The 14,081-nt window shown below is 45.9% G+C and carries 14 protein-coding genes; 12 read left to right on the forward strand and 2 right to left on the reverse strand.

Going from position 1 to position 14,081, the window contains the following annotated elements; genetic code table 11:
* Nucleotides 1-49 precede the first annotated feature (49 nt).
* The 10 genes from sfsA (at nucleotide 50) to Q4Q46_RS14980 (ending at nucleotide 9,636) form a co-directional block, all read left to right on the forward strand.
* On the forward strand, nucleotides 50-754 hold the full coding sequence (gene sfsA / locus Q4Q46_RS14935) for a DNA/RNA nuclease SfsA (RefSeq protein ID WP_105251524.1): 705 nt from the start codon (nucleotides 50-52) through the stop codon (nucleotides 752-754).
* A 163-nt stretch (nucleotides 755-917) separates the two neighbouring features.
* Nucleotides 918-1,361: an RNA polymerase-binding protein DksA gene (gene dksA / locus Q4Q46_RS14940; RefSeq protein ID WP_006082967.1), complete on the forward strand. Its 444-nt coding sequence runs from the start codon at nucleotides 918-920 to the stop codon at nucleotides 1,359-1,361.
* A 163-nt stretch (nucleotides 1,362-1,524) separates the two neighbouring features.
* On the forward strand, nucleotides 1,525-2,439 hold the full coding sequence (gene gluQRS, locus Q4Q46_RS14945; RefSeq protein WP_311906375.1) for a tRNA glutamyl-Q(34) synthetase GluQRS: 915 nt from the start codon (nucleotides 1,525-1,527) through the stop codon (nucleotides 2,437-2,439).
* A 19-nt stretch (nucleotides 2,440-2,458) separates the two neighbouring features.
* A complete protein-coding gene (locus Q4Q46_RS14950) occupies nucleotides 2,459-4,000 on the forward strand; it encodes a polynucleotide adenylyltransferase PcnB (protein WP_311906361.1) in 1,542 nt (513 codons plus the stop codon).
* Nucleotides 4,000-4,488: a 2-amino-4-hydroxy-6-hydroxymethyldihydropteridine diphosphokinase gene (gene folK, locus Q4Q46_RS14955; protein ID WP_311906362.1), complete on the forward strand. Its 489-nt coding sequence runs from the start codon at nucleotides 4,000-4,002 to the stop codon at nucleotides 4,486-4,488. Before Q4Q46_RS14950 ends, folK begins: the two co-directional genes overlap by 1 nt.
* Before the next feature lie 56 nt (nucleotides 4,489-4,544).
* On the forward strand, nucleotides 4,545-5,339 hold the full coding sequence (gene panB / locus Q4Q46_RS14960; RefSeq protein WP_106649539.1) for a 3-methyl-2-oxobutanoate hydroxymethyltransferase: 795 nt from the start codon (nucleotides 4,545-4,547) through the stop codon (nucleotides 5,337-5,339).
* A 27-nt stretch (nucleotides 5,340-5,366) separates the two neighbouring features.
* On the forward strand, nucleotides 5,367-6,212 hold the full coding sequence (gene panC / locus Q4Q46_RS14965; RefSeq protein WP_259513117.1) for a pantoate--beta-alanine ligase: 846 nt from the start codon (nucleotides 5,367-5,369) through the stop codon (nucleotides 6,210-6,212).
* Between the two features lie 408 nt (nucleotides 6,213-6,620).
* Entirely contained in the window at nucleotides 6,621-7,148 is a 528-nt protein-coding gene (locus tag Q4Q46_RS14970; RefSeq protein ID WP_261273446.1) for a DUF4124 domain-containing protein, read from the forward strand.
* 563 nt (nucleotides 7,149-7,711) lie between these two features.
* The gene (locus Q4Q46_RS14975; protein ID WP_107946592.1) at nucleotides 7,712-8,131 is read left to right on the forward strand and encodes a curlin; all 420 of its coding nucleotides are present in this window, start codon (nucleotides 7,712-7,714) and stop codon (nucleotides 8,129-8,131) included.
* Between the two features lie 14 nt (nucleotides 8,132-8,145).
* The gene (locus Q4Q46_RS14980) at nucleotides 8,146-9,636 is read left to right on the forward strand and encodes a curlin (protein WP_261273448.1); all 1,491 of its coding nucleotides are present in this window, start codon (nucleotides 8,146-8,148) and stop codon (nucleotides 9,634-9,636) included.
* 172 nt (nucleotides 9,637-9,808) lie between these two features.
* On the opposite strand, the gene Q4Q46_RS14985 is transcribed toward Q4Q46_RS14980, so the two are convergent.
* Nucleotides 9,809-10,474: a helix-turn-helix transcriptional regulator gene (locus Q4Q46_RS14985; RefSeq protein ID WP_006085993.1), complete on the reverse strand. Its 666-nt coding sequence runs from the start codon at nucleotides 10,472-10,474 to the stop codon at nucleotides 9,809-9,811.
* Nucleotides 10,475-10,870: 396 nt separating this feature from the next.
* Entirely contained in the window at nucleotides 10,871-11,479 is a 609-nt protein-coding gene (locus tag Q4Q46_RS14990) for a DUF2238 domain-containing protein (protein ID WP_012088339.1), read from the reverse strand.
* Between the two features lie 154 nt (nucleotides 11,480-11,633).
* Here Q4Q46_RS14990 and serA point away from each other — a divergent pair, with 154 nt between their 5' ends.
* Both serA and ygfZ read left to right on the forward strand, forming a co-directional pair.
* Nucleotides 11,634-12,863 carry a phosphoglycerate dehydrogenase gene (gene serA, locus Q4Q46_RS14995; protein ID WP_012088338.1) on the forward strand — a complete coding sequence of 410 codons (1,230 nt, stop codon included), beginning with the start codon at nucleotides 11,634-11,636 and terminating at the stop codon, nucleotides 12,861-12,863.
* A 178-nt stretch (nucleotides 12,864-13,041) separates the two neighbouring features.
* The gene (ygfZ, locus tag Q4Q46_RS15000) at nucleotides 13,042-14,004 is read left to right on the forward strand and encodes a tRNA-modifying protein YgfZ (RefSeq protein ID WP_311906363.1); all 963 of its coding nucleotides are present in this window, start codon (nucleotides 13,042-13,044) and stop codon (nucleotides 14,002-14,004) included.
* Nucleotides 14,005-14,081: the final 77 nt, after the last annotated feature.

Raw genomic sequence — 14,081 nt, forward strand, 5'->3', positions numbered from 1 at the left:
CGAAATTTGCTAGGCTTTGCGACCTAGAACAGCCGAGATAGGTCTACCTATGGAATTTACACCGCCGCTACAACAGGGCATTTTATTGCGCCGCTATAAGCGTTTTCTGGCAGATGTGCAGCTAAGCGATGGCAGTGAGATCACCCTACATTGCCCCAATACCGGCTCTATGCGTAATTGCCTGTATCCCGGTGAAACCGTGTGGTTTTCTACCTCTGATAACCCTAAACGTAAATATGCCCATACGTGGGAACTAATGACCACGCCAGATGCAGGCTTAATCGGTATCCACTCGGGTCAGGCGAATACCTTAGCCGAAGAAGCCATCAATAAAGGTATCATCAAGGAACTCACGGGTTATGATAGCCTAAGCCGTGAAGTCAAATACGGTGATGAAAATAGTCGCATCGATATCCTGCTACAGGGTGCTCAAAAACCCGCCTGTTATATAGAAGTCAAAAGTTGTACTTTGCTCGAAGATGGCCAAGGTTATTTTCCCGATGCTGTGAGCCTACGCGGTCAAAAACATTTACGTGAATTGATGCACATGGTGAGCCAAGGCCATAGAGCCGTATTGCTGTTTGTGGTGCAGCACAGTGAAATATTCAGTGTTGCCCCCGCAGCACATATCGACCCTGAATATGCTAAGTTACTGAAAATGGCTGTATTAGCCGGCGTTGAAGTGCTAGCCTATCGCTGTAAAATCTCCCCTACAGAGATTCACCTAGCCCAAGCCTGCGATGTACGAGTATGATGTTAAGGCTGAGTTAAATTTGATTTCATTTGAATTAGCGAACATAGTCAAAAAATTCAATCAAAGCAGAATGAAAAGTTTGCCTCGATGTGAAGATTCTGCTATAGATAGCGGCCGTTCTTAAGGACGCCCTACAAACGCAAATGATTACAGGAGATGCGTTATGCCTGAAGGCACCAAAAAACTTGGCGTACTCGCTATCGCAGGTGTAAATCCTTACCAGGAAAAGCCGGGTGAGGAGTATATGAACGCTAAGCAACTGGGTCACTTCAAGACAATTCTTGAAGCTTGGCGCAATCAGTTGCGTGAAGAGGTCGACCGTACTCTTAGCCACATGCAGGACGAAGCCGCAAACTTTCCCGATCCTGTTGACCGTGCAGCACAAGAAGAAGAGTTCAGCCTCGAACTTCGTGCTCGCGATAGAGAACGTAAGCTGATCAAAAAAATCGAAAAAACACTGCAAAAAATTGAAGAAGACGATTTCGGCTTCTGTGATTCTTGCGGTATCGAAATCGGCATCCGCCGTCTCGAAGCGCGTCCAACAGCCGATCAATGTATCGACTGTAAAACGCTTGCAGAGATCAAAGAGAAACAAATGGCTGGTTAATCAAGCATACTGGGCGGGGATTTCCCCGCCTATTTGTTTCTAACAACTCCTAAGCTCGACGAGCTTAAGCCAAGCTCACTCCAATTTACCCCGATTCGCTTTTATCCTTGTATCCCTCTAAAATACGCCCACTTTGACTGACACTAGCTGCTTACTCAGTACTATGGCGACTTTATCTTCTCCAACTTCAACTCATCGCCCCTATGTCGGCCGTTTTGCGCCTTCGCCTTCGGGTGCCTTGCACTTTGGCTCGCTTATCGCCGCCCTTGGCAGTTATCTGCGTGCGCGCTCGCAACAGGGCAAATGGTTGATTCGCATTGAAGACATAGATCCTCCGCGGGAAGTCAAAGGCGCTGCCGATGATATCTTACGCACCTTAGCAGCCTATGGATTTGAGTGGGATGATGTGCCGCTTTATCAGAGCCAGCGCACCGCGGCCTATCAAGCACAAATAGATTCGCTGCTCGCCCAAGATAAGGCCTATTTCTGCCAATGTAGTCGCAAGCAAATTCAAGCCATGGGCGGCGTCTACGATGGCCGCTGTCACCGCTTGCCACAAACACAAGCTAGAAATGTGGTTAAATCTGGGGCGGTGCGGATAGTCAATACCGCGCAAGTGCAGCAATTTGACGATAACCTCATGGGGCATATTTGCGTCGATAGCCATTTTGCCGCCGAGGATTTCATTATCAAACGCAGCGATGGTCTGTACGCCTATCAATTAGCCGTGGTGCTCGACGATGCTTATCAAGGCATCACTGAAGTGGTTCGAGGTTGTGATTTAATCGAAGCCAGTTGTCGCCAACTGAGTTTGTATCAACATTTTGACTTAGCGGCACCGCAATGGTTGCACTTGCCACTCGCCTGTTTAAGTAAAGGTTTTAAGCTCTCAAAACAAAATCATGCACAGGCAATTGATACGCTTAATCCGCAGGCGAGCCTCAATGCGGCGCTGGCATTTTTAGGCCAACAACCCGTTGAGACCCAAGGTTCTGTAGCACAAATGCTCGATCAAGCCGTGGGGCAATTTCAATTATCCACTATACCGCAACAATCTGAGATACTGATCGAGCCCTGATATACTCATTAGGCTGCATTTGGTATATGATAGCCGCCAGATTTTTAATCAAATAACAGATCATATTTCGAGGTGTCCCATTTTTCGCCGTATCAGCCAATTCTGCAAACAGCTATTTGAAGACGCGCCTAAAACGACCGCTCCGACTCCAGCTCAGATTGAACCAACAACGCCTGAACAAAGTTCTGGAGCGTTAAGCTTAGAGTTAGTGCCAAGAGATGCCCATACCATCTCGCGCAAACAAATCAGCGAAAATGCCCTTAAGGTGTTATACAGACTGAATAAATCAGGTTTTAAAGCCTATTTAGTCGGCGGCGGTGTACGCGATTTACTCTTAGGGATTGAACCGAAAGATTTCGACGTAGTGACCAATGCGACACCGGAAGAAATCAAAAAACTGTTCCGCAACTGCCGAGTCGTTGGCCGTCGTTTCCGTCTGGCCCATATTGTTTTCGGCCGCGATGTTATCGAAGTGGCGACCTTTCGTGGTCACCATGGCGAAAGCAATGAGAAAGTATCTAAAGCCAATGCCGAAGGGCGTTTGCTACGTGATAACGTTTATGGCGAAATCGACGAAGATGCCGAGCGCCGCGACTTTACCGTCAATGCCCTCTATTACGATATCAGCGATTACTCGATCCGCAGCTACGGCGGCGGTATGGCTGACCTCAAAGCAGGTACGTTGAGATTAATTGGCGATCCAGAAACCCGTTACCGTGAAGATCCGGTGCGTATGTTAAGGGCGGTGCGTTTCGCCACTAAACTCAACATGGGTATCGAAACAGTAACAGCTGCGCCGATTAAACAATTAGCGCCACTGCTAAAAGATATTCCCGCAGCGCGTATGTACGAAGAAGTGCTCAAACTCTTCTTTGCAGGCAAAGCCTTAGCCAACTTCGAACTGATGCAAGAATACAAGCTATTCGCGCCGCTGTTTCCGCAAGTGGCCGCTCTGCTAAAAGATGATCCTAAAGGCACGACCATGAAAATGGTGCAAGCCATTATGAAGAGCACAGATCAAAGAGTTAACGAAGATAAGCCGGTGACGCCTTCATTCTTCTATGCTGCGCTTCTCTGGTATCCACTGCGTCAACGCGCCGAAGATATTGCCGTTGAAAGTGGCCTGACCTTATACGATGCCTTCTTTGCCGCTATGGGCGATGTGATGGAGCAGCAATGCCAAACCATTAGCATTCCACGCCGTTTTAGTACGCCAGCAAAAGACATTTGGCAGTTACAGTTACGCTTTGATCGTAGCCAAGGCACTCGCGCCTTTAAACTGATGGAACATCCTAAGTTTAGAGCCGCATACGATTTACTCTTGCTCAGAGGCGAAGTCGAAGCGGGTAATGTCGCTAAGAGTGCCGCTTGGTGGCAACAGTTTGTTGAAGCCGATGAAACTGAACGCTTAGCCATTGCGCGTAGCGGCAGTAAATCGCCAAATCGCAACCGTAATGCCACTCAACGTCGTCGCCGTCCTCGCGCGCCGAATGCCGATGGTTCAGCGCCGACGAGCGCACCTAAGGCAAGTGGCACACCAAAAGCGAAAGCGACGGAATAATGCCTCGCGTCTACGTCGCATTAGGCGCGAATCTCGACGATCCCAAGACTCAATTGGACAATGCCGTCACGGCATTGTCCGCATTAGCCTTAGGCAATAGTCTACTGGTTTCTCCTTATTATCATTCGACGCCTATGGGCGATGTCGTGCAACCCGATTATGTTAATGCGGTGGTCAGTTTCGATACCGATCTTGAGCCATTAGCCTTACTCGATGCATTGCAGCATATCGAAAACACCCAAGGTCGAGTACGCCTTGAACGTTGGGGGCCCAGAACCTTAGATCTCGATTTACTCTTGTATGGCAATGAGAACATTGACATACCTAGACTCAAAGTGCCCCACTACGGCATGAAAGAGCGCAGCTTTGTGCTCGTGCCTTTAGCCGCAATCGCACCAAATCTTATTCTGCCGTGCAACACTGCAATCGGCAGTCTTATCGATACAAAAATGTTGGCCGAGTTACAACAACTGGGCATTGATCATTGAAGTCCGTCCCCAGTTAGCTTATAACACCACTTCTATTTGGTTTGAAGATCATCCATATGTCTAAAATTACTAGCTCAACCCTGTTGAAATACAAACAGGAAGGTAGAAAATTCACGGCACTGACAGCCTATGATGCCAGTTTTGCCAGCGCGTTCGATAGCGAAGGTGTAGATGTGCTGCTCGTCGGCGATTCTCTAGGAATGGTTCTCCAAGGCCATGACGATACCCTACCCGTCTCTACGGCAGATATCGCTTACCATACTCGCTGTGTCCGTCGCGGTATCGAACGTGCCCTGCTGATCGCCGATATGCCCTTTATGAGTTACGCCACACCAGAACAAGCTATGGTTAACGCCACTGAGTTGATGCAGGCTGGCGCGAACATGGTCAAAGTCGAAGGTGGCCACTGGTTGCTTGAAACTGTCACTAAGCTCACGGAACGCGGTATTCCCGTGTGTGCTCACTTAGGCTTAACGCCTCAGTCAGTCCATGTATTTGGTGGTTTTAAAGTGCAGGGCCGCGACGCCGAAAATGCCCAGCGCATTCTCGACGAAGCAAAAGCATTAGAAGCGGCTGGTGCTCAACTATTGGTTGTGGAATGTATTCCTGCGCCACTCGCAACGGCGATCACTCAAGCCTTAACGATTCCAGTTATTGGGATTGGCGCAGGCGCATCAACCGATGGACAAATTTTGGTCATGCATGATGTGTTAGGTATTTCAAGTGGTTATATTCCACGTTTCTCGAAAAACTACCTAAAACAAACTGGTGAAATTCGCTCGGCCGTGCGTGCTTATATCGACGAAGTTGCCCAAGGAACATTCCCTGGCGACGAACACACTTTTAATTAATAACCGATTTATGCAAGGTAAGGCTCAATGATCACTAGCGCCCATATTGATGATATTCGCACCCAAGTGCGTGCATGGCGTGCCAAGGGCGAAACCGTCGCCTTTGTGCCCACCATGGGCAATCTCCATCAGGGACACATTACTTTAGTCAAAGAAGCCGCGAGCAAGTGTGACCATGTGGTGGTCTCAATTTTCGTTAATCCAATGCAATTTGGTCAGAACGAAGATTTAGATGCTTACCCACGCACGCTGGCTGCCGACAGCGAAGCCCTCACGGCTGCTGGCGCTGAGCTATTATTCACCCCGACGCCAGCCGTGATGTATCCCAAGGGTCTAGAGCAGCAAACCTATGTCGAAGTCCCAGGGATTTCCGACGTGCTTTGTGGTGCGAGCCGTCCGGGACATTTTCGTGGTGTTGCGACTATCGTTTGTAAACTGTTTAACATAGTACAGCCCGATGTGGCGCTATTCGGTAATAAGGACTATCAACAGCTGTTAGTGATCAAAACTATGGTTGAAGACTTGTCATTACCGATTGAAATTATCGGTATTGATACCATACGTGAAGACTCAGGCTTAGCCATGAGTTCGCGCAATGGTTACCTCACTGCCGCAGAAAAAGCCGCAGCGCCTGCACTAAAACAAGCCATAGATGCCATGGCCACTGGGATCAAGCAAGGTGAAAGTTTTGAACAAGTGACCGAGCAAGCAAAAGCCAAGTTAGTCGCGGCCGGTTTTACGCCGGATTATCTCGAAATTCGCCACGCTCACACGCTAGAACAGGCCCAACATCAGGATCAAGCCTTAGTGATTTTAGCCGCCGCCTATATAGGTAAAGCACGGCTTATCGATAACTTAAGGTTCGATCGCTAATAGTTAGCGTCAATCAATAAAGGGAGCTCTCGCTCCCTTTTTTATGCTTTGAATCTGCCGCGCACCATTAAATTTATCGTTTAGAATCAACCTTAGCGCCAAAAAAATTGAATCGTCAAAAAACTGGTTTTATCCCTTAACTTACGCCATAGTATGATGCAGATGTTAGCGATAAGTAAAATCTTGGCCACTACAATAAACACAGTAAATTTGCCCCTTTACTGATATATAGCTAATACTTTAATACCTTAGGTTTAATGGCCCAAAAAACCAACGTCCCATGGGACGAGGCATAAATCACTGATTGAATAGACTTAATAGCGCAAGCATTAAGCTTACTATTTATCGATTGTAATCAAAGAACTAAATCATAATCGCTATGCAAGTGTACAAAGGATTTGTGGCCTAATGGTAAGACTGATACTCACCCTAATCTGTGTTATTTTGCCAAGTGCAGTACAGGCAAATACCATTTATAAATGCCGTAAAGATGACAAAATTGTCTTTAGCCAAACCGCTTGCCCGCAGGAATTTAGCCAACATAAAATCGAATATCAGTTGGGGATCACCACAGAAGTCGACTCAGATAAAAGGGACATTCCAGTCGATCCCCTGCAAGCGCTACTGAATCGCCAAACCATTTCTAAAGAAAAATTGCTGCAATTACTCGATGGCGAAATCTATCGACTTAAACAGGAGAACAGCTATTTTGAAATTCTGCGCGCCAGTGAATTACAAAAACTAGAGCGTAAACGTTATTGGCAAAATAAAGAAAAAAGCGATCCTGAATACATCAACGAAATGGACGATATCAATACTCGCTTCAATGCGCTGACTGTGAACAATAACAGCGCAATGCAGCAACTGAAGGATAGAAAAAACCAGATCAGTGCAGAGGTCTCCCCTGAAGAATCGAAGGAGCCAGAGAAACACTGATCTCATATAAAAGGTTAGTGCTCAGCTTGTCACTCATTCACCAAGGAATTCGACCACTATGGTCGAATTTTTTTACTCATAAAACCGCTCACTAAAATCTTCATTGTGATTTAAAGTCAACCGAAGATAAACACCATATAGTTCGCCTTTAAACATGCTTTAATACCGCTAAATAGCTCTTGAATTGAGTCAATCCCACAACACTATTCTCACCATATTTCCTATAACTTGTTTCCCCGAAAAATATCACGTGATAATCGATGCATTGCTTGATTTGGTTGCAGCATTGTTTAAAAACTGAAGGATAACTTAGCAACGAGTACGACTTAACTACTAGACCAACTAGACTACTCGGCCTAAAAAAACACTCTCTAAAAAACAGATAAAAATAACTGAATCAATTGGATAACGATAAATCCATCATTTATCTACTGTGAATCCTTTGCGTAATAAATACCCTTTTGGCCAATTGCGGCATATTAACGGGACTCGTATCTTCAGGGCTGAATTTGGAGTGTCTGTTGTTTTAGACAGCCCAAGATATTTGATGCAAGGAGTCACCCGTGCCAAATACCTCTATACGCTTTTTGGTACCGCTGCTCCTGCTCTGTAGTTGTATGACCTCAGCACAAGAGCTGAATGTCAATGAGTTACCTATAACCCTGCAGGCATTACTGGAACGTTCCGGTCGCGATAACCTTATCGAACTGGTGCAACAAGGCAATGCTAACCAAGGATTACTGTTCCAATCAGGCAACGATAACAAAGCCGATGTGACACAAGTCGGCAATGATAACGATGCGCTAATCACGCAGATTGGTTCAAACAATAAAGTGCAACTACTGCAAGTGGGCAGTCAAAATACGGCTTCAGTGACACAAATTGGCAATAACAATCTCGTGCAACTGAACCAGCTAGGAAGCGGCAATTTTTCGATTCAACAGATTGCAGACGGTGCTGCAATCTCAATAACTCAATATTAAACAGGGAGCGTCACATGAAATCACAAGCTAAAAAATCACTTATTGCTTTGGCCATTGCAACAGGTTTAAGCGGTCAAGCCTTTGCTGCCAGTACAGTGAGCGAAATTAGCGTAGTACAGTCAGGCCAAGCCCAAGACACCTTAGTCTCACAAACGGGTGGCCTTAACGCTGCAGCAGTTGTGCAAACAGGTAACGATCAAACCGCAACCGTTATCCAAGACGGTGTGTGGCATGAAGCCGCAATTAATTCGACGGGTGCAGAAAACAAAGTCCAGATAACACAACAAGCTGATTGGCATGTGGCAAGTGCAAATGTTGTCGGTGACAACAACAATGTCAATGTGTCGCAAGACGGTTTCTTTAACCAAAGCAGCAATGATGTTACTGGCAACAATAACACTGCAATCGTGAGTCAATTAGGCGAAGTCAACGAAAGCCAAGTTGAAATCACTGGCGTTGAAAACAGCGTATTTGTTGAGCAAGAAGGCGATGCTAACTTTGCAGTATTCCGCGTTGAAGGCAACAACAACGACGGAAAAATTACCCAAGTAGGTGACAACAACCAAGCGGGTCTAATCGCCCTTGATTTAACCGCTAACGTGGGTAACAACAACGACATTTCTGTTAATCAAGCGGGTAACAATAACTTTGGCGCGGCTAAAGGTATTGCAGGCGACAACAACACAGTAGACATGGTCCAAAAAGGTGATAACCATGTTGGCTTCGTTTACGCTCTTGCTGGCAGCGACAACGATATTTCAATGGATCAAAAAGGTAACGGCAACACAGCTTATCTTGCTATGACTACGGGTGATGACAACACTGTCGATATTACCCAAAATGGCAGCGGCAACACAATCGGCGATACTTTAGTGGCTGATATCCAAGGTGATGATAATGATATTACTATCACTCAAAAAGGCGATGTCAACGGTGCAGAGTTCCAAGTATGGGGCGATAGCAACGACGTTGACTTGAAACAAAAAGGCGATGCTAACTTCGCAACCTTTGGCGCCTACGGCACAGATAACGACTTCGATTTATCTTCTAAAGGCAATAACAACGAAATCGTTGCCTTTGCTGATGGTCAAGATAACAGTATTGAAGTTAGCCAAGAAGGTGATACTAACTTTGCCTATGTCGATGCAGTAGGTAGCGATAACGAAGTGGATGTTGAGCAAGATGGCGCTCAAAACGAAGCCGTCATTTCCATTGCTGGCAACAATAATGCCGATGTCACTGCACTGCAAAATGGCGATCTTAACCTTATCGATTTGATTATCGAAGGTGATGAAAACACTGCACAAATTGCTCAATCAGGTAACGGTAACTGGATTGGTGGTGACGCAAGTAGTTCATTTGAAGTAAGCGGTGATAATAACAGCCTGTTGATCACTCAAACAGGTAACGATAACTTAGTACTAGGTTCTCAAGCTGGTAATAACAACAGCATCAGCGTTAATCAATCAGGTAATATGAACGTTGCTACTGTAGTGCAATACTAGTCAATCCTGTTAAAACCACCACAGCTACACTCTTTGGTGGTTTATCAAAAGGGTGTTGAACAAAAAGCGGGAATGTTTAAACAAACATTCCCGCTTTTCTATTCTGACTAACCAGCAATTATTAACATTAACCACTCAAAGCGAAAAGCTAACGATCAATATCTTTAACTACCTAGCTGCACAGCTCAAAGTGGGTCTGATAGGTTTGTGCCCAACGCAACAACTCAACACGATTACGGGACTGGGTTTTACGGAAGATAGAGGAAATGTGAGCCTTCACCGTATGTTCGCTGATGCACAATCTGTGGGCGATTTCTTTATTCCTCGCGCCACTCGACACAAATTGAATAATAGTGCGCTCACGGGAAGTCAGCATCTGTAGCATAGCCACTGTATCGGAGAGCATCTCATTATTGCCATCGAGCTTTTGTACTACACGACGGAACACTTTACTCAGTAATGTTCTGTCGTACCAAAGTTCCTCTGCCACCATTTTACGCAAACCCGTCAACATCAAATCCAAACGTTGATCGGCAAACAACAGGCCACGAATACCGAGTAACATAGCCGACTCTTGATCTAAAGAGTCACGCTCAACTTGGTACAGCGCCACGGGGAAATGTGATACTAAGCGCGAAGCCAGTAAAGGGATCCCCTTGTTATCGAGTGCAGCGCCCTTTTGGGTGATCAGATAAAAACTTCGACGACTCTTATCTAAATCTAATTCCGCCGCATGCTTAACGATACGAGTTTTCAAGCCTATGGATTCAGCGAGTAACGCTAAATGACATGGTGCCGCCATTTGATGTAAAAAAACTAATTCATTAATTGTGCTCAATGACTCTCCTCCCTGAAAAGTATTTTCTATTAGCAAAATGGTATGTTTGACCAGCCTCTTTAGTTAGATTTTTAAACATTCCATTAACCTAGTTGATTCTGACTAGTTAAAGACTGAAAAACATCACCCAAATGTACTATTCCCTTTTAAATCCTAGTAAGTTCGACTAACTGACGGAATATAATTGGAATAACAGCATAAAACTCCATTAGGTTTAACCGACTCACGAAATCTAGTACTTTCAAACTATGAAGACACCCATCGAAAGTTGCAACACAAAAATAACATACAGGCAATAAGAAAGTGTGACAGCTAAATGCCATCACACTCATGTTAGAAGCTTTATGGAAGAATGAACTTATGACTCAAGCTGAAACAATCAGCAACTCACGGCCACTAGCGTCTGAGTTTAAGTGCTGCTATTTGCTTATCTTGAAAACGAGACAATAAAACGAGTGCGACAATTGCGCCAATTAATGCCATTAACATATCTGATTGAGTGTCCCACACATAGCCTTGGGTTCCCAAAAAGGCTTCAGCGCCTTCACCTGTTGCCACTGCAACCCACCATTCAATGAGTTCATAAAACGCCGAAAACGCGAGCACAAAACATGTGACCAAAAACGCACACCAAGCACCGGGTTTGACCGCTTGATTACGCAGCATAATTTCACGCGCTAACATGGCAGGGATAAAACCTTGCGCAAAGTGACCTAACTTGTCGTAATTATTACGTTCTGAACCCATCCAATGGGCAATCGTGTCGAATAATGGCACTTCAGCATAGGTGTAATGCGCGCCGACAAACAGCACACAGCAATGGGCTAACACTAAAACATACACCAGCGGCGTTAATGGGAAGCGTTTGCGGGTAAAAAATAGCAGTGGCACAGCCACTAATGCGGGAGCCGCTTCGAGCCACCAAGTGAAAGGATCTGCGGGATTTATTGCCGACCAAACGAGCACTAAGAGGTAAATAGCACACCACGCGATTTTGTTATTCAATGTTTCTTCCTCTTATGCGATATTGTTCTTAATTTAGAATATTAACTTTAGCCATCTAGCCCTCCACACTGAGTAAAAAAAGTGCTATTTTGGTGGGTGAAGGTTGTCAGCATATCATAAGAAACATTTCTATTAATTAGAGGGTACCCATATCATGGCGAAACATTCGCTGGACAAGGATAAGATCAAGATCCTGCTGTTGGAAGGCGTCCACCAATCTGCAGTCGATGTACTTGAGCGTGCGGGATACACCAACATCGAATACCACAAAGCCTCATTAGGCGATGAAGCATTAATTGAATCCATCAAAGATGCACATTTCGTGGGACTTCGTTCACGTACCCAATTAACTGCCGAGGTGCTGAAACGTGCCGAGAAGTTGATCGCGATCGGTTGCTTCTGTATCGGAACCAACCAAGTTGATCTTGCCACCGCCGAATCCCTTGGTATCCCAGTATTTAACGCACCATTCTCCAACACGCGAAGTGTTGCCGAACTCGTGATTGGCGAAATCATTATGCTGATGCGCGGTATCCCTGAGCGTAACGCCATCGCCCACCGTGGTGGCTGGATGAAAACCGCCGCTGGCAGCTACGAAGTGCGCGGAAAAACCTTAGGCGTAATCGGTTACGGTCATATCGGTACTCAGCTTGGTATTCTGGCTGAGACGCTGGGCATGCGCGTGGTGTTCTTCGATATCGAAGACAAACTGCCGCTAGGCAATGCACAACAAATTCATTCAATGGAACAATTACTGGCGCAAGCTGACGTAGTGAGCTTACACGTACCTGAAACCCCACAAACCAAAGACATGATAGGCGCAGCTGAATTTGCGGCGATGAAAAAGGGCAGCATCTTTATCAACGCATCACGCGGCACTGTAGTCGATATCGAGGCCTTAACAGTCGCACTCAAAGAGCGCCACCTTGCGGGCGCGGCGATTGATGTGTTCCCAGTTGAGCCGCAATCGAATGACGATGAATTTATCAGCCCACTTCGAGGTCTTGATAACGTATTGCTGACACCGCATGTGGGTGGTAGTACTGCTGAAGCCCAAGAAAACATTGGTATCGAAGTCGCTGGCAAGCTCGCTAAATACTCAGACAATGGATCGACCGTATCTGCAGTTAACTTCCCTGAAGTTTCGCTGCCTATGCATAAAGGCACCTCACGCTTACTGCATATTCACCAAAACCGTCCAGGCGTGCTGATCAAGATCAACCAAGCCTTCTCGGAAAAAGGCATCAACATTGCCGCGCAATATCTGCAAACCACCGCAGAAATTGGTTATGTGGTCATGGAAGTCGACACCCACCAAGCCGAAGAAGCTTTAGTGGAATTGAAGGCCATTGAAGGCACACTGCGTACCCGCGTGCTGTTTTAACTGCGTACCCGCGTGCTGTTTTAAACTTTAAACTCCACTCGCTTTAAGCCTATCGACTAAAGCACACATAATAAGGCGCACAGATCATTCACAGATATGTGCGCCTTATGCTTTTGAGCCAACTGGAATTCCGTTACAATCTAGCCTCTCACATCGTCTTTATTTTCAGGATCTCGCTATGACTATTTCAGTTTCTACGCCCCATTGGGATCTGGACGCTACCTTGCCTCCACTTATGCTTGCCAACTTATCTCATTTGGGCCTCATCAAAGTCGTTGGAGAACAAGGCCGCAGTTTTATCCATGGCCAAGTGACCACAGATATCAGCTCATTGGCCACAGATCAATGGCGCTGGGGCGCCCATTGCGATCCTAAAGGTAAAATGCTGGCCAGTTTCAGAACCTTTGCCATTCAAGATGCACTCTTTATGTTGATGCCAAAGGATGCCATCGAAGTCGATTTACCCCAGTTACAAAAATATGCCGTGTTTAGTAAAGCCACCTTAAGCAATGCATCCGCTGAGTGGACTCTGCTCGGCGTTGCTGGTGAACAGGCAAGCCAATTCGTGAACAAACATTTTGGTGACATTCAGCAAGAGCTCACACTCATTGAAAAGGGTGCGATTTTAAAAGACGCTGAACGTTTTATTTTAGTATTAACACCAGATGCCGCAGCAGCTTTAGTTGCGCAATCGGAACTGAGTGTATTTGACGCCAGTGCATGGCAAGCGTTAGAGATTGCAGCAGGTTACCCCAACCTTGCCGCCAGCCATGCCAGCCAGTACGTACCGCAGATGTGTAATCTACAAGCGGTTAACGGTATCAGCTTCAATAAGGGCTGTTACATGGGGCAAGAAACCATAGCGCGCATGAAATATCGCGGTGGTAATAAACGCGCCCTGTATATTTTGCGCGGTCACACTAGTCTTCAAATCACCCTAGCATCAGGCCTCGAAATCGCGATGGAAGACAGTTTTCGCCGTGGCGGTCAAATCATTGAGTTTGTACAGCGTGGCAATCAAGTCTTGTTAACCGCCGTACTTCCTAATGACACGCCTAATGATACTCAGCTGCGTTTTGCCGACGATGAACAATCACATTTAACGATCCAAGCCCTGCCCTACTCATTAGATGAAGCGTAATGCTTTGATTTAATATAATTAGTATAAAATATTGAAGCAAAATAAAGGCGCCAATGGCGCCTTTACCTTAGTCAATG

The sequence above is a fragment of the Shewanella vaxholmensis genome, assembly GCF_031932135.1.
Lineage (GTDB): Bacteria > Pseudomonadota > Gammaproteobacteria > Enterobacterales > Shewanellaceae > Shewanella > Shewanella hafniensis.